General features: G+C 70.2%; 17 protein-coding genes and 1 tRNA gene. 11 read left to right on the top strand and 7 right to left on the bottom strand.

Features of this window, described 5'->3' with window-relative positions; genetic code table 11:
• The first annotated feature begins 6 nt into the window (after nt 1-6).
• The 3 genes from CLV40_RS04355 (at nt 7) to CLV40_RS04345 (ending at nt 3,806) form a co-directional block, all read left to right on the top strand.
• Entirely contained in the window at nt 7-1,041 is a 1,035-nt protein-coding gene (locus CLV40_RS04355; protein WP_104477179.1) for an ABC transporter ATP-binding protein, read from the top strand.
• Complete coding sequence (locus tag CLV40_RS04350; RefSeq protein WP_104477177.1) at nt 1,034-2,032, top strand: ABC transporter ATP-binding protein; 999 nt, start codon at nt 1,034-1,036, stop codon at nt 2,030-2,032. The genes CLV40_RS04355 and CLV40_RS04350 overlap by 8 nt, the downstream gene beginning before the upstream one ends.
• Nucleotides 2,033-2,093: 61 nt before the next feature.
• Nucleotides 2,094-3,806, top strand: coding sequence for a S8 family serine peptidase (locus tag CLV40_RS04345; protein WP_104477175.1), 1,713 nt, complete (start codon nt 2,094-2,096; stop codon nt 3,804-3,806).
• 734 nt (nt 3,807-4,540) lie between these two features.
• Here the strand turns inward: CLV40_RS04345 and CLV40_RS04340 are convergent.
• The 3 genes from CLV40_RS04340 to CLV40_RS04330 form a co-directional block, all read right to left on the bottom strand.
• The gene (locus CLV40_RS04340) at nt 4,541-4,756 is read right to left on the bottom strand and encodes a hypothetical protein (protein ID WP_104477173.1); all 216 of its coding nucleotides are present in this window, start codon (nt 4,754-4,756) and stop codon (nt 4,541-4,543) included.
• A gap of 150 nt (nt 4,757-4,906) precedes the next feature.
• Nucleotides 4,907-6,088, bottom strand: a complete 1,182-nt coding sequence (locus CLV40_RS04335; RefSeq protein WP_104477774.1) for a helix-turn-helix domain-containing protein — start codon at nt 6,086-6,088, stop codon at nt 4,907-4,909.
• Nucleotides 6,089-6,199: 111 nt separating this feature from the next.
• Complete coding sequence (locus CLV40_RS04330; RefSeq protein ID WP_104477172.1) at nt 6,200-7,675, bottom strand: S10 family peptidase; 1,476 nt, start codon at nt 7,673-7,675, stop codon at nt 6,200-6,202.
• A 53-nt stretch (nt 7,676-7,728) separates the two neighbouring features.
• Between CLV40_RS04330 and CLV40_RS04325 the strand changes: the two genes are divergently transcribed.
• Nucleotides 7,729-8,457, top strand: a complete 729-nt coding sequence (locus tag CLV40_RS04325; RefSeq protein ID WP_104477170.1) for a uracil-DNA glycosylase — start codon at nt 7,729-7,731, stop codon at nt 8,455-8,457.
• Nucleotides 8,458-8,612: 155 nt separating this feature from the next.
• Here the strand turns inward: CLV40_RS04325 and CLV40_RS04320 are convergent, their stop codons facing one another.
• Nucleotides 8,613-9,053 carry a hypothetical protein gene (locus CLV40_RS04320; protein WP_104477168.1) on the bottom strand — a complete coding sequence of 147 codons (441 nt, stop codon included), beginning with the start codon at nt 9,051-9,053 and terminating at the stop codon, nt 8,613-8,615.
• Nucleotides 9,054-9,185: 132 nt separating this feature from the next.
• Here CLV40_RS04320 and CLV40_RS37780 point away from each other — a divergent pair, with 132 nt between their 5' ends.
• On the top strand, nt 9,186-9,362 hold the full coding sequence (locus CLV40_RS37780; protein WP_181043321.1) for a hypothetical protein: 177 nt from the start codon (nt 9,186-9,188) through the stop codon (nt 9,360-9,362).
• A gap of 102 nt (nt 9,363-9,464) precedes the next feature.
• On the opposite strand, the gene CLV40_RS04315 is transcribed toward CLV40_RS37780, so the two are convergent.
• The gene (locus CLV40_RS04315; protein ID WP_104477167.1) at nt 9,465-10,313 is read right to left on the bottom strand and encodes a helix-turn-helix domain-containing protein; all 849 of its coding nucleotides are present in this window, start codon (nt 10,311-10,313) and stop codon (nt 9,465-9,467) included.
• A 59-nt stretch (nt 10,314-10,372) separates the two neighbouring features.
• On the opposite strand from CLV40_RS04315, the gene CLV40_RS40510 reads away from it, so the two are divergent.
• The 6 genes from CLV40_RS40510 to CLV40_RS04285 all read left to right on the top strand — a co-directional run bounded on the left by CLV40_RS40510 (nt 10,373) and on the right by CLV40_RS04285 (nt 16,398).
• Nucleotides 10,373-10,879: a DUF397 domain-containing protein gene (locus tag CLV40_RS40510; RefSeq protein ID WP_342752245.1), complete on the top strand. Its 507-nt coding sequence runs from the start codon at nt 10,373-10,375 to the stop codon at nt 10,877-10,879.
• A gap of 339 nt (nt 10,880-11,218) precedes the next feature.
• Complete coding sequence (locus CLV40_RS04305; RefSeq protein WP_104477163.1) at nt 11,219-12,544, top strand: NAD(P)/FAD-dependent oxidoreductase; 1,326 nt, start codon at nt 11,219-11,221, stop codon at nt 12,542-12,544.
• A 90-nt stretch (nt 12,545-12,634) separates the two neighbouring features.
• Nucleotides 12,635-12,708 (top strand) — tRNA-Leu (locus tag CLV40_RS04300).
• A 316-nt stretch (nt 12,709-13,024) separates the two neighbouring features.
• Nucleotides 13,025-13,777: a MerR family transcriptional regulator gene (locus CLV40_RS04295; protein WP_104477161.1), complete on the top strand. Its 753-nt coding sequence runs from the start codon at nt 13,025-13,027 to the stop codon at nt 13,775-13,777.
• 75 nt (nt 13,778-13,852) lie between these two features.
• Nucleotides 13,853-15,589: an SDR family oxidoreductase gene (locus CLV40_RS04290; protein WP_219823919.1), complete on the top strand. Its 1,737-nt coding sequence runs from the start codon at nt 13,853-13,855 to the stop codon at nt 15,587-15,589.
• 17 nt (nt 15,590-15,606) lie between these two features.
• Nucleotides 15,607-16,398 carry an alpha/beta fold hydrolase gene (locus CLV40_RS04285; protein WP_245931052.1) on the top strand — a complete coding sequence of 264 codons (792 nt, stop codon included), beginning with the start codon at nt 15,607-15,609 and terminating at the stop codon, nt 16,396-16,398.
• Here CLV40_RS04285 and CLV40_RS04280 read toward each other — a convergent pair.
• Nucleotides 16,395-16,781 carry a hypothetical protein gene (locus CLV40_RS04280; protein ID WP_104477158.1) on the bottom strand — a complete coding sequence of 129 codons (387 nt, stop codon included), beginning with the start codon at nt 16,779-16,781 and terminating at the stop codon, nt 16,395-16,397. The two genes, CLV40_RS04285 and CLV40_RS04280, sit on opposite strands and share 4 nt — an antisense overlap.
• Before the next feature lie 210 nt (nt 16,782-16,991).
• Nucleotides 16,992-17,792: a Bax inhibitor-1/YccA family protein gene (locus tag CLV40_RS04275; RefSeq protein ID WP_104477156.1), complete on the bottom strand. Its 801-nt coding sequence runs from the start codon at nt 17,790-17,792 to the stop codon at nt 16,992-16,994.
• Between the last annotated feature and the right edge of the window lie 296 nt (nt 17,793-18,088).

Here is an 18,088-nt window from a genome sequence, read left to right as displayed (position 1 = left end):
GACACGATGTCCGCGAACACAACCAAGCCCGCGCCGGGCAGGACCGGACCGGTCCCCGGGGCGCCCCTGCTGGAGGTCGACGACCTGTTCGTCGAGTTCCGCACCCGCGACGGTGTGGCCAAGGTGCTCAACGGCGTCAGCTACCGGGTCGAGGCGGGGGAAACCCTCGCCGTGCTCGGTGAGTCCGGCTCCGGCAAGAGCGTCACGGCGCAGACCATCATGGGCATCCTCGACATGCCTCCCGGGGTGATCACCGGGGGCGAGATCCGCTTCCACGGTGAGAACCTGTTGCGGGCGAGCACCAACCGCAGGCGGGAGGTGCGTGGCTCGGGCATCGCCATGATCTTCCAGGATGCCCTCTCCGCGCTCAACCCGGTTTTCACCGTCGGGTTCCAGATCGAGGAGCAGCTGCGGGTCCGGCGGGGCATGTCCCGCAAGGACGCCCGCAAGCGCGCCATCGAGCTGCTGGACCTGGTGAAGATCCCCAACCCGAAGGGGCGCGTGCGGCAGTACCCGCACGAGTTCTCCGGCGGCATGCGGCAGCGCGCGATGATCGCCATGTCGCTGGCGCTGGACCCGGAGATGCTGATCGCCGACGAGCCCACGACCGCCCTGGACGTCACGGTCCAGGCGCAGATCATGGACCTGCTCAAGGAGATCCAGGTCGAGCGGCACATGGGCCTGATCCTGATCACCCACGACCTCGGCGTGGTCGCCGAGGTGGCGGACCGGATCGCGGTCATGTACGCCGGGCGGATCGTCGAGCAGTCCGACGCGATCTCGCTCTACCGGCGGCCCGGTCACCCCTACACCCAGGCGCTGCTGGACTCCCTGCCGCGGCTGGACCTCAAGGGCACCGAGCTCAACACCATCAAGGGCCTGCCGCCGAGCCTGATCAACATCCCGAGCGGCTGCCCGTTCCACCCCCGCTGTCCCCGCGTGCAGGACGTGTGCAAGACCGAGGTCCCCGCCCAGCACCGGCCCGCCCCCGGCAGGCTCAGCGCCTGCCACTTCGCCGAGGAGCTGCTCTCCGGTGAGTGACAACATCATCGAGGTCCGCGACCTGGTCAAGCACTTCCCGGTGCGGGTCGGCGTGCTGTTCAAGCGGACCGTCGGCCACGTGCGCGCGGTCGACGGCGTCTCGTTCGACCTCAAGCGCGGCGAGACCCTGGGTGTGGTCGGCGAGTCCGGGTGCGGCAAGTCCACCCTGGCCCAGGTCCTCATGCGACTGGAGCCCGCGACCGGCGGTTCGGTCAAGTTCGAGGGCCAGGAGATCCTGGGGCTCAAGGGTTCGGCGCTGCGCAAGCTGCGCCGCGACATCCAGATCGTGCTGCAGGACCCGTACACCTCGCTCAACCCCCGGATGACCGTCGGCGACATCGTCGGCGAGCCGTTCGAGATCCACCCCGAGGTGGCGCCCAAGGGCGACCGGCGCAAGAAGGTGCAGGACCTGCTGGACGTGGTCGGGCTCAACCCCGAGCACATCAACCGGTACCCGCACCAGTTCTCCGGCGGCCAGCGCCAGCGCATCGGCATCGCCCGCGCGCTGGCCCTGCGGCCCAAGGTGATCGTCTGCGACGAGCCGGTGTCCGCGCTGGACGTCTCGATCCAGGCGCAGGTCATGAACCTGCTGGGCGACCTGCAGAACGAGTTCGGGCTGTCGTACATCTTCATCGCCCACGACCTGTCGGTGGTGCGCCACCTGTCCGACCGGGTCGCGGTGATGTACCTGGGCAAGGTCGTGGAGATCGGCGACGAGACCGCGCTCTACGAGCACCCGACGCACCCGTACACCCAGGCGCTGCTGTCCGCGGTGCCCGTGCCCGACCCGGAGCTGCGCGGCCAGCGGCAGATCATCCGGCTGGAGGGCGACGTGCCCAGCCCGGTCGACCCGCCGTCGGGTTGCCGGTTCCGCACGCGCTGCTGGAAGGCGCAGGAGGTGTGCGCGCAGGAGGAGCCCGAGTTGATGACCCGGGTCGGCGCGCACCCGAGCGCCTGCCACTTCGCGGAGGAGAAGTCGGTCGTTCCCTGAGTCGGGGGCCCAGCTCAGGGGAGTTGTTTCACGAGAGGGGATTCGCGTGAACAGACGAAGAATGACCGTGGCCGCCCTCGCGGTGCCGGTGGTGGCCGCCCTCGCGGCGGTCGCACCCACCGCGGCGACGGCCCAACCGGCTGCCCTGAGCGGTCGGGCGGTGGAGTACAACGTGCTCTCTTCCGAGGGTGCGAGCGTCGACGCCGTTGTGGCGGCGGTGCGCGCGGCGGGCGGCACCGTCGTGAGCACCAACCAGGCTGTCGGCCTGGTTACCGCTACCGCGCCGGAGAACGGCTTCACCGCCCGCCTCGCCGGCAACCGCGCGGTGGACACCGCCGCGCGGTCGAAGGCGATCGGCCAGGCCCCGCGCGGTGCGGGTGGGGCCAAGTCGAAGTCGGTGGAGGAGGAGTCGAAGGCGGCCCGGGCGGGCAAGCGGGCGCAACCCGCCGCGACCGCCGGGATGGACCCGCTGGACTCGTTGGCGTGGGGCCTGTCCGCGGTGCGGTCGGACCTGGCGCGGACGAAGCAGGCCGGGGACAAGCGCGTCAAGGTCGGTGTACTCGACACCGGTGTCGACGGCAGCCACCCGGACATCGCGCCGAACTTCGACCGGGCGCTCTCGCGCAACTTCACCCGCGACATCCCGTTCGACGAGAACGGGGTGGAGGTCGACGGGCCCTGCGAGTACCGGGGCTGCGTCGACCCGGCGGACGTCGACAACGGCGGCCACGGCACCCACGTCGCGGGCACCATCGCCGCGGCGGCCGACGGCTTCGGCATCTCCGGTGTCGCGCCGAACGTGTCGATCGTCAACATCCGCGGCGGCCAGGACTCGGGCTCGTTCTTCCTGCAGCCCGTGGTCGACGCGATGACGTACGCGGGCGACGCGGGGCTGGACGTGGTCAACATGTCCTTCTACGTCGACCCGTGGCTGTTCAACTGCGCGAACAACCCGGCGGACACCCCGGAGCAGCAGAGCGAGCAGCGGTTGATCGTGCGGTCGATCGGCCGGGCGATGGAGTACGCGCACCGCAAGGGCGTCAGCCAGGTGGTGTCGCTGGGCAACGGGCACATGGACCTCGGCAAACCGCTGCCGGACAACACGAGCCCCAACTTCCCCGTCGGCAACACCCACCCGCGCACGATCGACAACGCCACCTGCCTGTCGCTGCCGATCGAGGGTCCCCACGCGATCGGCGTGAGTTCGTACGGCCCGTCGCAAGCCAAGGCGGACTACTCGAACTACGGCTTCGAACGCCTCTCGGTCTCCGCCCCCGGCGGCTACTTCCGGGATGGTCTGGGCACGGACTGGTACCGCACCAACGAGAACCAGATCCTGTCGGCGTATCCCCGCAACGTGGCCCTGACCGAAGGCGCGATCGATGCTGCCGGGAACATCACTCCCGACGGTGAGGCGCTGGGTGTGCAGAAGGCGTGCAAGGCGGACGGCACCTGCGGGTACTACCAGTACCTCCAGGGCACCTCGATGGCCTCGCCGCACGCCTCCGGTGTGGCGGCGTTGATCGTGTCCCAGTACGGGGACTACACGCGCAGTGGCGTGAGCCTTAGCCCGGACAAGGTGCGGAAGGTGTTGGAGGGCACTGCTGCTCCGATCGCCTGCCCCACGCCTCGGACGGTGGACTACACGCTCGTCGGTCGGGCTGCGGAGTTCAACGCGACGTGCGAGGGCACGCCGCAGCTGAACAACTTCTACGGCCACGGCTCGGTTGACGCGTGGTCTGCGGTGACGAACGGTAGGAAGTACCTGCGGTAGCAGTGTTTTGGTGACGGGCCCCCTCGGACTTCCGAGGGGGCCCGTTGCTTTTTGGATGCGACAGTCTCGCTTCCCATAAGCCACAACCATCCATCCGAGCTGCACTCGCCTTCCCCGCCGAGGTTGCTTCGCAACCCCTTCTCCACCTGGCCAGGTCGAGCACACGCTCGAAAACTCGCGTGGGAGCCCGGGAGAACAGGTCCTCGCTGGGTCGATCGATGCTCACCTCACGCCGCGGACCAGATCAGCGCCGGGCCGGGTTGATCAGTCCAGCCCCACGCGAAAAACAAGGGCGGCCTCGATTGAGCGAACTTGCTTTGCGCGGGGCCCCTAACGAACCTGCGGTGGGGAAGAGCGGTGGGGATGGGCAAGCCCACCCCACCCGCAGGAGAGCTTGGCAGGTCCGTCCCCCCACGCAAAGCAAGTCCACCCAATCAAGGCGTATGGCAGGGGCGCGTTGCGTTCTGGTGGGGGCTGGGCTTCTGCGGCAGTTGTGAGGGTGGCTAGGGAGAAAGGTGTTGGGTGGGGGTGGGGTGGGGATCCAGCGGCGGTTGCGGGGGTAGCAGGAGAGACAGGCCGAGGCAGAGACAGGGACAGGGACAGGGACAGAGGTGAGTAGGCAGAGAGGCGCCGCTCTTAGTCCACTGCTGCCATCCATTGTGGACAATGGATGGCAGCGGACCCCTCCGGGGCGAATCGGTGGGGCCCGCCGCCTGTGTGGTGGTGGGGCTTCCTCACTCCGTGGTCAGCACGAACTGCGGTTTGTTCCGCCTGACCTGTCGTGCTGTTTCTTCCAGGGCAGCGGCCAGGGCGTCGGCTTGTTCCGGTGAGGCCCAGCCGATGATCAGACCGGAGGCGTAGTCACGCAGCCGGGCGGGGAGTGCGTCCAGTTTGGCGGCTAGCAGGACCAAGGCTCGCGCCGTGTCGACCTGCTCCGGGGTCGCCGTCAAACCGGGACTCCCCGTTGGCTCGCGGACCCGATCTCCCCGACCACGCCCATCACCTCCTCCACCGCCACCAACGGTAGGTGAGGGAGGGAAAACCCGGCTTGCCACGGAGGCAAGGTCGCCCGTTCGGGCCAGAGAACGGATCACCAGACCCTAAGTCAGCAGGCCGGAGCGGTAGGCCAGGCCGCGCAATTCCCGTCCGATGGCGTCGTCGCGGGCGCGGGCGAGGAGTTCCGCCAGTACGGAGTGCATGAACGGGTTGCGGTGGACCCGCGCGGGTGAGATCCGTTCCGCCCGCCGCAGCATCAGCACCGCTTCGTTGCGGTGGTTGGGCAGCCGGGCCAGGGCGCGGCCGTATTCGCGCCAGTACGCGGATCGGCGGGTGGGGGACGGGAGGGCGTCCGGGTTCACGGTCGCGGCGACCCGGGCCGCCTCCGCGTGCTCACCGGCCTCCAGCGCCACGCTCATCCGCCACACGCCCACGTTGGACGGGCCGAAGCCGAACCAGAACGCGTTGCCCTCACCCGTGTGCGCGGCCAGGTCGGCGGCGTGGTCGAGGGCCGCGAGCCGTTCGGCGTGCCTGCCCTGGGACGCGGCGATCAGGGACCGGGTCAGGGTGAGCATCCCGGACATCTCGCGCTCGTCGTCGCCGAGGCCGGTGCCCGGGTCGGTGTCCGCGACGACCTTGTTCGCCAGGTCGAAGCCGCTCGCGCCGATCAACCCGAAGGCCGTGCCGAACCCGCTGATCGCCAGCGACGCGGGCTCGTTGAGGTCCTGCGCGGCGGCGGCGGCCAGGGTGGCGGCCTGCCAGGCCAGGTCCTGGCCCGCGCCGATGTCGCCGAGCCAGGCCTGGGTGCCCTGCACGTGCGTTATCACGAGCAGACGCAGGATCTCCCGCTCGTCCTTCCCGACCGCGAGGCTGGTGTGCAGGTCGTTGATGAGGTCGGGCAGCCGCGCGCCGACCGTGGCGTAGTCGCACTCGCGTTGCTTGTCCAGCAGCGCGTTCGCGCGCGCGTCCAGCTCGGCCAGCCCGCACGCGCGCCCCTGGCTCGCGCCCATGCCCGCGGCGAACAGGGCCAGCCGGACGGCGCCGACCGCGCGGTCCTCTTCCGGTTCCCCCGGGGTGGCCAGCAGGGACGCGCTGGTGATCTCGTTCGGCGCCACGTCCAGCGCCTGCGCCAGCGCGACGATCAGCGACCGCCGGTCCAGCGCGCGTTGCCCGGATTCGAGTCTGCTCAGGTACGACGGTGAGATTCCCGCCAGACCCGCGACGACCGCCAGCGACTTGCCGCGGGCGTTGCGGATCTGGCGCAGGCGTCGTCCGATGTCGCTCACGCTCGGCCCCTTCACACGAGGGAGGCACAGCAGGCTGAGGGGTCGTCCCCGCCCTACGCGGACGGGGGCAGGCACCCCAATGTAGTGCCCGGGGCCGAGCGTGAGCACCGCTCAGTGGTTGGAACTTCGGTTCACAAATGCCGCAATGTCCTTCGACTGGCGCAACCGCGAGGGCTCGTGGGCGTACATCATGTGCCCGGCCTCGTAGTAGGAAACCTCGATGTTGTCCCGCAGCTCGTCGGGAATCCTCAGCTGTGCCAACGAGTGCTCGGTGGCGAAGTACGGCGTGGCCCCGTCGGTGTACCCGGATCCGACGTACACCCGGAGGTGGGGGTTGACGCGCATGGCCGCGGCGAGCTTGTCGGTGACCGCGACGTGCGCGTTCTCGAACTCCTTGTACGACCAGGCCCGGTTCACGTCCATGCTCAGTACCTCGTACGGCAAGTCGTTGGGGTAGGCCAACTCCGCGTGCAGGTAGTGGTTCATACCAGCGGTGTACGCCCCGATGATGCTGCTGATCGAGGGGTCGTCGGTGAACCGCTCGTGCGTGTAGTTGTCCTCCCAGCCGGTGAAGCGGCCGTCCATCCGGCCCACGACCTGCCGCCGATCCCGCAGGAGTTCGGTGAAGTAGCGCACGTGCTCGACCCGCAGGTTCGCCCGGTCGACGTAATCCGGGGACAGACCGGTCAATTCCGCCACCCTGGCGGCGATTCCCGCACGCTCCTCAGTGGACATCCGAGCGCCCTTGGCCAGCGCGTACGGGTAGTCGCGCGCGGCGAACTCCTCGGCCTCGGCGAGCACGTCGCGCAGCTCCCGGTCGCCGTGCAGGCCGTGGTGGTGCGCGATGGCCGCGTAGGTCGGCAGGTAGAGGGAGTACGGCAGGTCGTTGCCCTCGGTGAAGTGGATCGTGCCGAAGTCCAGTACGGACGAGATAAGGATTAGACCATTCAGGTACATGCCCCGCCGGGACTGCAGGTGGTGGGCGAGCCCGGCGGCGCGGGTGGTGCCGTAGGACTCCCCGGCGAGGAACTTCGGCGACACCCACCGGCCGTTGCGCGTGGTCCACAACCGGATCAGCTCGCCGACGGACTCGATGTCGGCCTGGTAGCCGTAGTTGTCCCCGGGCTTCTCCCCGGTCACGGCGCGCGAGTAGCCGGTGCTGACCGGATCGATGAAGACCAGGTCGCTGTGCGCCAGCAGGGTGTCCGGGTTGTCCACGAGCGAGTACGGCGGCCCGACCGGCTCGCCCGCGTCCCCGGTGACCACCCGGCGCGGGCCGAGCAGGCCCAGGTGCAGCCAGATGCTCGCCGAGCCGGGGCCGCCGTTGAAGGCGAAGGTGACCGGCCTGCGCGCCGGGTCGGCGCCGTCGAGGGTGTAGGCGGTGAGGAAGACCTCGGCCTTGGGCTTGTGCCCCTCGAACTTGCCGTCGGTGACCACTTCCTTGCGCAGGACGACGCGTCCGGTGGTGGTGGTGTAGTTCAGCTTGCGCCTGCGCACCGTCATCGAGTGCGCGGTGGTGACCAGGTCGTCGGTCGGTTCCGCCGCCGCGGTCTTGGGCTCGTCGTCTGCCGCGTCCTTTGTTGCCATGTCCAGACCATAGTGGCGGTGCGGGTGGCCGTGACGTGGTGTGATACCTCGTTGTGACCCGCGCTGACCCGGTGGCCCAGACCACCCTCGCCGACCTCGACCGGGCCGTGCCCGACTGTCGGGCCTGCCCCCGGCTGGTGGCCTGGCGGGAGGAGGTCGCCAGGGTGAAGCGGGCGGCGTTCCGGGACTGGGACTACTGGGGCAGGCCGGTCCCCGGCTTCGGACCACCGGACGCCGCGCTGGGCGTCGTCGGCCTCGCGCCCGCCGCGCACGGCGCGAACCGCACCGGCCGGATGTTCACCGGTGACCGCTCGGGTGACGTCCTCTACGCCGCGATGCACGCCGTCGGCCTCGCCACCCGGCCGACGGCCACCCACACCGGCGACGGCCTGGAGCTGATCGGCACCCGGATCACCGCCCCGGTGAAGTGCGCCCCACCGGCCAACAAGCCGACACCGGCCGAACGCGACACCTGCCGCCCCTGGCTCGAGCGGGAGCTGACCCTGCTGCGCCCCACCCTCCGCGCGGTGGTGGTCCTCGGCGCCTTCGGCTGGCAAGCCCTCCTCCCTATCCTCGGCGCGGTGTGGGAGGTCCCGGTCCCGAGGCCGAAGTTCGGCCACGGCGTCCACCACACCCTCCCCGCCCGCGACGGCGGCCCGCCGCTGCGCCTGTTCGGCTGCTACCACGTGAGCCAGCAGAACACCTTCACCGGCCGCCTCACCCCGGCGATGCTGGAGGACGTCCTCGCAGCGGCCCGCGACGCCGCCGGGATCCAGGGGTAGACCCCCGGTACTCGACGCGACCGCGTTCCGCGGACAGGCCGTTCCACGTGACGTGGAACAGGGCGATTGGTGGAACGGGCGCCGCCGGGATCGCGGAGTCCCTGGTCGTGGCCCCCACGCCCTTGCGTACCTGGTGACCGCGCTGGACGGCTGAGTCAGTCCCCCGGGCCGTTCAGGTGGGCGTGGACGGTGGCGTCCTGGTCCAGCACGAGGTTCACCACTTCCCAGAACTCCGGCAGCCGCGCGTGCGCCAAGGCTTCTTCGCGGTCCAGTACCTGTCCGTGCGCGCGGCCCGCGCTGCCGTCGAGGCAGGCCGGGACGACCGTCGCCGCGGGGGCGCCGCCTTCGGTGTCCGGGCCGACGCGGCAGCCGAAGGTGGTGTGGTCGTCGGCCTCGTCGGTGTCCCAGGTGCCGAGGATGACGTCGATCCAGGTGTCGCGGGGTTGGCCGGTGTGCCGGTAGCTGTTGGCGAAGTACACCGCGTACGGCCTGCCGTCGGCGCGGACGAAACCCCAGGTGCGCGCGACCGGCGCGGCGCAGCAGACGCACTCGAAGCGGCGGATCTGCTGGTCAGCGGGGTCCATGGTCAGGTTCACCCGGCCAAACCTACCCAGCCCGCCTGGCCTGCCCGGGCCACCCGCGACCATTGACAGCACCCGCTACCATGATCACAACGCTACCGCCGCGCCGGGTGGGGTCCCTGTTCCAGGCGGTTCTCCGAGGTAACTGTGACGACTTTGGTCGTGCTGTCCTGGGCCCTGGTATTTCTGTTCACCCGCTGGTTACCGCCCAGACCGGTCGGTGAGATCCGCATCACGTTCCAACCCGTGTCGTGGTTCGCCGTGGACATCGTCGTGCGAACCGCGGAGGTGGCCCCAGCCGGGTCGGTGGAACTGGACTCCTGAAACCGCGCGTTGCCTTTTCGCCGGTCCATTCCCACATTATCCGCGCCGGTTCCCACTTCGGAGCGCGCGACGTCGAGAATGCGGACGGTGGAATGGACCGCGTCAGTTCGCGGTGACCAGCCCGGCCAACAGCGCGGCCGTCTCCGGCTCGGACAGCGCGGTCTGCTCGATGGCGAGGAACCGCTCCCACGCCGTCGTGACCACGTCGCTGTCGCCGTTGGCCAGGTAGTCCTTGCCCGCGGTCTCCTCGAACAGCACCGTGTCGCTGATCTCCTCGTCCAGCTCCAGCAGCATGAACCCGCCGGACAGGCCGTGGTGCGCGCCCGCGGTGAACGGCACGACGCGGATGCTGGTGGCGGGCTCGGCTGCCCTGGTCAGCAGGGCGCGCAGCTGCGCGCGCAGCACCTCGGGGCCGCCGATCTCGCGCCGCACCGCGCCTTCATCGATCAGCATGACCAGCCGCGCCGGGTCGGCGGCCTGCCTGGCCTGGCGCTGCATCCTGGCCTCCAGGGCCAGCTCCAGCTCGTGCCCGGAGTAGTGGTTGGCCAGCACGGCCAGCGCGTACTCGCGGGTCTGCAGCAGCCCGGGGATCAGCAGCGGGTGGAACTGGTGGATGGCCACCGCCGAGCCCTCGTAGGCCAGCAGCCTGCGGAAGGGCTCCGTGGTCACCGCGTCGTACGGGGCGTACCAGGGCTGCTCGCGGCTCTCCTTGGCGACCGCGGTCAGGTCGGTGATCAGCTCCTCGTCGGTCATGTCGTACTCGGCGAGCAGCGCGCGCAGGTCGGTGGTGGAGATGCCGACCGTGGCCTTCTCGATCCGGGTCAGCTTGGACACCGACCAGTCCATCCTGGTCGCGACCTCGGGCTGGGTCTTGCCCGCCTGCTCGCGGAAGGTGCGCAGCAGCCTGCCGAGCTGGCGCTTGGAGAACCGGGGGTCGCGCTGTCTGGTCATGCTGGCTCCGCTCGATCGACCGACTGGTCATCTCTCGATCAACTTCACTACGGGCTGTCATGCTATCGGGGAGTGCCGGGTGGCGATCTGCCACGTGGCAGATCGCCACCTCGCCGCTGGGCCGCAGCGTTTGGCAAGGTAGCACGTGCAGGTGCGCTTGCGCTGCCCCGTTTGGCTCAACCGCCGGCGGCGATCGGCCACCAAAACGGGTTCACCCGGTTACGCGGAATAACTACTGTGCGTATAAGAGTTGGCAAGTGGTAATTGCGCGTCGCCGCGGAGAGCGCGCCGCCGGGAGCTACCCGAGAAGCGGATTCACGTCCTCGTGGTCGTCGCGAATAATCGCCGGGTATCGTGCTCCCGTCTTGGGAGCCCAACCCGGAGGGACCTTGATGAGCAATGTGTGTCCGCGCTGGCGAAAAAGTTCGTACAGTGACACCACCGGCTGTGTGGAACTCGTGAGGTGGTCAGGAGGTAATTCGGTACGGGATTCGAAGAATCCCGGCCCGAAATTGGACATCTCCACCAGGTCGATAATCAGGTTGATCGACTTCGCCCGCGGTTAGCCGCCGCCCGCCGAGCCCGGCGACCAGCCGGGGGCCGGCGCCGCCCCGCCCGCGGTGCTCCCCACCAGCACCGCGTGCGGATCCCGGCCGTGCCCCCGGTGGCGCGGATCCCGGCCCACCCCGTCCCGGCGCGGATCCCGGCGCGCCCGCGGCGACACCTACACCCGAACCGGTGGTCGTTGATCGCGTGACCGTCGGCCGACCGCTCGGGCACGCGTTGTGACCTGTCCCCGCGGGCGCCGCGACACGCGTCACACCTGCGGAAACACCCCAGCGACCCCGGTCACACCTCGACGGGGGCGCCGCGCGGGCGCGGCTGAGCAGTGCCACCATTGTTCTATGGCGCACGGAAAGTCGGAGCCCACCCGGATCCTCATCCTCGGTGGCGGATACGTCGGTCTCTACACGGCGCTCGGACTCCAGCGGAAGCTGCGTTCCGGCGAGGCGTCGGTGACCGTCGTCGACCCGCAGCCGCACATGACCTACCAGCCCTTCCTGCCGGAGGCGGCGGCGGGCGCGATCGAGCCGCGGCACGTGGTCGTGCCGCTGCGCCGCGCGCTCAAGCGCTGCCACGTGATCACCGCGCGGGTCACCGGCGTCGAGCACGCGCGCAAGGTCGCCACGATCGAGGCGCCGGACGGGCACACCGAGGAGCTGGGCTACGACGTGCTCGTCGTCGCGCTCGGCTCGGTGGCCCGCCTGCTGCCCATCCCCGGCCTGGTCGAGCACGGCATCGCCTTCAAGACCATCGGCGAGGCGATCTACCTGCGCAACCACGTGATGACCAAGCTCGACGAGGCGGACAGCACGCTCGACCCCGAGCTGCGCAAGAAGCTGCTGACCTTCACCTTCGTCGGCGGCGGCTTCGCGGGCATCGAGGCGCTGGGCGAGCTGGAGGACATGGCCCGCTTCGCCACCCAGTACTACAAGAACGTCAAGCCGGAGGACCTGCGCTTCGTGCTGGTCGAGGCGGCGGGGCGGGTGCTGCCCGAGGTGCGCGAGAGCCTCGGCGTGTACACCGTGATGCAGCTGGAGAAGCGCGGCATCGAGGTGTACCTGTCGACCCTGGCCAAGTCGTTCGAGAACGGGCACGTGGTGCTCTCCGACGGCACGGAGTTCGACAGCGACACCATCGTCTGGACCGCGGGCGTGAAGTCGAGCCCGGTGCTGGCCGCGTCGGACCTGCCGCTGACCAAGCAGGGCAGATTGCGCGCCACCGCCGCGATGCGCGTCGAGGGCCTGACCGACGCGTGGACCGCGGGCGACTGCGCCGCCGTGCCGGACCTCTCGCGCACCGACGAGGACCCGACGGCCATCTGCGCGCCGAACGCGCAGAACGCCGTGCGCCAGGCCCGGCTGCTGGCCAAGAACATCGTCGCCGCGCTGCGCGGCGACGAGCCCAAGGACTACTTCCACAAGAACCTCGGCTCGGTGGCCAGCCTCGGCCTGCACAAGGGCGTGGGTGACGTGGCCAACATCAAGGCCAAGGGCTTCCTCGCCTGGGCCATGCACCGCGCGTACCACGTCAAGGCGATGCCGACGTTCAACCGCAAGGTCCGCATCACGCTGGACTGGTTAACTGGTGGGCTCTTCCGGCGCGAGGTGATCTCCATGGGGCAGATCAACGACCCGAAGGCGGAGTTCGCCCGGGTCTCCAAGGGCTGACCGGCAAACGGCCGAACTCCGGTTGGTCCACCCGGCCGGAGTTGTCACAAACCCGTCCCAAATCGGGGAATCGCGCCTTAGGCTGCGCCTGCCCCCGTAGCCCAACAGGCAGAGGCAGCCCCCTTAAAAGGGGTCGAGTGCCGGTTCGAATCCGGTCGGGGGCACGACTACGCAGGACCGAGTCCGGTGAGGACGCCCACGTCAACGTGGGTGCCAGCACCGGACTTCCTGCTTTGTTCGCAAGGTGACCGGTTCGCCACCGTCTCCATTCGACGGTCACTTGCGGAACGTGGTTAATCGACTACGCAACGCGCAATGTCCTCTGTCGGCAGTGCGCGAAATCCGTCCGGAGCACTTCGGTGGTGTCGATATTTCGCCACTATGAAAATGTTGGCTCTTTTCACACCGCGCCGTCAGTCCCGGGAGGTATTGGCGGGTTGTCCACAGTGGAGCGGAGCCGGGCCGTCTAAGCTCCCCCGGGTGGCGGAGTACCGGATCGACGACCTGGCGAGGGCCGCGGGTACCTCGGTGCGCAACGTGCGCGTCTACCAGGACCGGGAGCTGCTGCCCCCGCCCGCGCGGCAGGGGCGGGCGGCGATCTACTCCGACGCGCACCTGGCGCGGCTCCGCTTGATCCTCAACATGCTCGACCGCGGTTACGCCTTCGCGCAGATCAAGGAGATGCTCGACGCCTGGCGGGCCGGTCACAGCCTGGCCGACGTGCTCGGGCTCGAGGAGGCGACCGGGGCCGCGCAGGCGGGTGAGCCGCCCGCCGTGGTGACGGCGGCGCAGCTCACCCGGATGTTCGGCGCGCAGCTCACCCCCGCCAATATCCGCGCGGCCCTCGAACTCGGCGTCCTCGAACGACGCGGCACGCAGCTGGTCGCGCCCAGCCTCAAGCTCCTCGAAGCGGGCCGTGACCTGGTCAGCCTCGGTGTCCCGCTCGCCGAGGCCCTGGGCCTGGCCGCCGAGTTGCAGGCCGAGACCGACCGGGTCACCGCACTGCTGGTCGGCCTCGTGCGCCGCTACGTCCTGGACCCCAAGGGGCCGGACTGGCTGCCCGGTGGCGACGAGCTGCCGCACTTCGCCGATGTCATCTCGCGGCTGCACCCGCTGGTCATGTCCGCGCTCGGGGCCGCTGTGGACCGTTCCGCGCGGCGGGTCATCCCGGAGATCATGGGGGACCGGCTCATCGCGCTGGCCGAGCGCGCGGGGGACTTCGGTCAGGAGTGACGGACCTTGCCATTGTGACAATGGCGGTTGTAACGTTCGTCGATGTCGCGCAATCCGCCGGACCCGGGAGTGGCCATGGCCGAACCGCTTCGCCGAGCCGCGCGCCCCCGGCGCCGGACAGTGCACAGCGGTGACGCGGAGTTGGCCGTCTTCACCGAGGGTGATCCCGGTGAGCCGACTGTCCTCTTGGTACACGGCTTCCCCGACACGCACCGCCTCTGGGACGACATCGCGGGTGTGCTCGCCGCCGACTACCACGTCGCGCGCTACGACACCCGCGGCGCGGGTGACACCAAGAACCCCAACTCCCGTGCCGCGTACCGGATGCCGCTGCTCGCCGAGGACCTCTTCGCCGTCGCCGACGCGGTCAGTCCCCAACGGCCGGTGCACGTCGTCGCGCACGACTGGGGTTCCATCCAGGCGTGGGAGGCGGTGACGGACCCGCGGGCCACGAGCCGGATCGCTTCCTTCACCTCGATCTCCGGGCCCAGCCTCGACCACGTCGGCCGGTGGGTCCGGCGCAGGCTCGCCCGGCCCAGCCCCGCCAACCTCGCCGCCGCGCTCGGCCAACTCGGGCGCTCCTGGTACATCTACCTCTTCCAGATCCCCGTGCTGCCCGCGCTGCTGTGGCGCACGGTGATCGGGCCCCGGTGGCACCACCTGCTGCGCCGCGTCGAAGGTGTCGAGGGGCATCCCGCGGGTGGCAACCGCGGAATCCGGCTGTACCAGGCGAATGTGTTCAGCCGCCTGACCCGCGGCCGCCCGCGCCCGGCGGAGGTCCCGGTCCAGGTGATCGTCCCGACCCGCGACCGGTACGTCGCGCCCGCGCTCGCCGAGGACCTCGAGCGCTGGATCGGCAGGCTGTGGCGGCGGCCGGTCGTCGCCGGGCACTGGGCGCCGCTGTCGCACCCGGAACCGTTGGCGCGCATGGTCGCCGAGTTCACCGCGCACGTCGACGGCGCGCCGATGACCCGCGCGCTGCAACGGTCCAAAGTGGGCGAACCGGACCGGGGCTTCACCAACCGGCTCGTCGTGGTGACCGGCGCGGGGCGCGGCATCGGGCGGGCCACCGCGCAGGCGTTCGCCGACCGGGGCGCCGAGGTGGTCGTCGCCGACGTCGACCTGGCGGCGGCCCGCGACACGGCCGCGGCCATCGGGCCCGCCGCGTACCCGTACCGCGTCGATGTGTCCGATGTGGACGGTATGCGGCGGTTCGCCGACGACGTCGCGGGCGAGCACGGCGTGCCGGACGTGGTGGTCAACAACGCGGGGATCGGCATGGCGGGCCCGTTCCTGAGCACGACGGCCGCGGACTGGCGGCGGATCACCGACGTCAACCTGCTCGGCGTCACCAACGGCTGCCGGGTGTTCGGCGAGTTGATGGCGGCGGCGGGGGAGGGCGGCCACCTCGTCAACCTGTCCTCCGCGGCGGCCTACCTGCCCAGCCGGACGCTCTCCGCCTACGCCACGACGAAAGCGGCCGTGCTCGCGCTCTCCGACTGCCTGCGCGCCGAACTGGCCGACCACGGCATCGGCGTCACCGCGGTGTGCCCCGGTGTCGTCGCCACGGACATCACCAAGACCACCACCTTCACCGGGGTCGACGAACTCGAACAGCGCCGCCTCCGCCAGCGCGCCACCGCGGCCTACGCCAAGCGCGGCTTCGGCCCGGACCGCGTCGCCACCGAGATCGTCCGCGTCGTCGAGGAGAACCGCCCCGTGGTCGCGGTGACCCCGGAGGCCAAACTCGCCCGCCTCGGCGCCCGCCTGGCACCGGGCCTGCTGCGCCGGGTGGCCCGCTTGTTCGGCTGAGTTCCAAGGGGGACGCCGTGCTCACACACGACCGCCGCGGGTCGGGTAGCCCGCTCGTGCTCCTGCACGGCATCGGCCACCGCCTGCAGGCCTGGGAACCGGTCATGGACCGGCTGGCCGCCCACCACGACGTGATCGCCGTCGACCTCCCCGGTTTCGGCGCGTCACCGATGCTGCCGGACGGCCACCGCTACGACGTCCCCGGCGCGCTGGCCGCCCTGACCGACGCCTTCGCCGAGTTCGGCGTCGAGCGACCGCACGTGGCGGGCAACTCGCTCGGCGGGATGCTGGCCCTGGAGCTGGCGTCCCGGGGCTTGGTCCGCTCGGCGACGGCCCTGGCCCCGGCGGGCTTCTGGACCCCCTGGGACCGCGCGTGGGCCATCCGGGTCCTCGGTGTGGTCCGCCGCCTCGGCCGTACCCCCGAACGCTTCCAGGCGGCACTCTGCGGCAGGCGGTTGGTCCGGGTCGTCGGCGGCAGCCTGCTCTTCGGGAAGCCGTCGGTCCTGACCGCTGAGGTCATGGTCGCCGACCTGGTGGCGATGGGCGCGGGTACCGGCTTCGACGCCGTCCTCGACTCCGGCGCCCGCGAGTACCTCTGGACTTCGGCGCCTCCCGCGGTGCCGGTGTCGGTCGCGTGGGGGACCCGCGACCGCATCCTCTGGCCCAGGCAGGCCGGGAAGGCCCGCGAACTCCTCCCCGACGCCACCCACGTGTGGCTCCCGGGCTGCGGCCACGTCCCCATGGGCGACGACCCGGAACTCGTCGCCTCGACGATCCTGGCGACCTGCGCGGAGTCCCCGGCCGCCTAGAGCCTGCCGGGTCGCATGATGCTGGCGGCGAGGACCAAGAGGCTGCCGAACAGCGCGTTCCACAGACCGATCTGCAACTCCGAAGTGTCGATCACATCCTGGGACCGGATGACCCAGACCCCGGTCGACACGACCAGCAGGATCCCGCCCAGTTGCATCAGGCCCTTGGCGCGGAACATGCCCACCAGCGCCAGCAACGCGCCCAGGGCCAGGGGCACCAGCATCGACGAGATCACCGGTGCCGTATCGCGTTGCACGCCGGAGAACAGGTCCGACAGCGGCAGGGTGCTGCCCAGTCGATCCTCGTACCAGGGGTGGAAGGTCCCGTAGGCGGTAGCCGCGAGGCCGGCCAGGGCAAGGAGCCACGAGATCAAGGCGCGCACGGTGCCAGTTTGCCTCGGCTCCGCCGAGGCGGCGAGATCGCCTTTCAGTCGATCACTTCCCTCCCGGTTCACTCGGCCCGCGGGGGCCGAGTGAACCGCTCAGTCCAGAGACCGGCGCGATCTCGCGCGCGTGGTCACAGCCGACACAAAAGCGAGGAGCCCGGCACGTGGGTGCCGGGCTCCTCGCTTGGACTTTGTGCTATCGGGCGATCAGTCGCTGCTCTGCAGGATCCAGAGGAGGCGGAGGATCTCGAAGTACAGCCAGACCAGGGTGGCCATCAGGCCGAAGGCGACGTACCAGGCCCACTTGGCCGGGGTGCCGCTGCGGATCATCTGGTCGGCCTGGTCGAAGTCGAGCAGGAAGTTGAACGCCGCGATGCCGATGATGACCAGGCTGATCACGATGCCCAGCGGGCCGCTGCCGCGCAGCCCGGTCTGGATGCCCATCCAGGACAGCAGCAGGTTGATCAGCAGCAGGCCCGCGGCCGCGCCGGTCGCGCCGATGATCCACTTGGTCAGGCGCGGGGTGACCTTCACCGCGCCGGTCTTGTAGACGATCAGCATGGTGATGAAGACCAGGCCGGTGCCCATGATGGCCTGCAGACCGATGCCCGGGACGTACCGCTCGAGCACGCCCGTGATCGCGCCGAGGAAGACACCCTCGGCGGCGGCGTAGGTCAGCACCAGCGCGGGGCTCGGGGCCTTGCGCCGGAAGATGATGACCAGCGACAGCACCAGACCGACGATCAGACCGCCGATCATCGGGCCGAACGGGTTGATCGACTGCGAGACGGTGGCGATCGCGGTGATGATGCCCGTGACCAGGCCGACGCCCAGCGTCGCCGCGGTCTTGGTGACCACGTCGTCGACGGTCATCGGGCGCTCGTTGGTGACCGGCGCGCTGTAGCCGATGTACTCGGGGCCCTGCTGGTAGCCCTGAGCCTGTGGTTGGAAGCCCGCGTAGCCGCCCTGCGGCAGGTTGCGGAACGCCGGGTTGCTGGTAGAACGCACCTGATCCTCCTGGGCCTGAATGGCGCCTTCGCCACGGTCAACGATCGAGCGCGCCGATCGGTTCCCGTCGGGGTAAAACCTACTTTACCCACAGTCGGCCCAACGCCGGAGCGGGTTCCCCGATTCCCGCTCCACTGCCGAGAGTGAGCACGTCTCGGCGGAACCTACACCGATCGGACGCGGTCAACCCTATCGACCGGCGGATCGACCTGGGGAGATACCGCTGCGTGCGCATCGATCTTCTCGCCGTCTGGCGGATTGTCACCCGGTGGGGGACGGGCCAGGCTCGCACGAGG

It is taken from the genome of Actinokineospora auranticolor (genome assembly GCF_002934265.1).
Lineage (GTDB): Bacteria > Actinomycetota > Actinomycetes > Mycobacteriales > Pseudonocardiaceae > Actinokineospora > Actinokineospora auranticolor.
The sequence above is the reverse complement of the archived record's forward strand: the minus strand, read 5'-3'. Positions and strand labels throughout refer to the sequence as shown.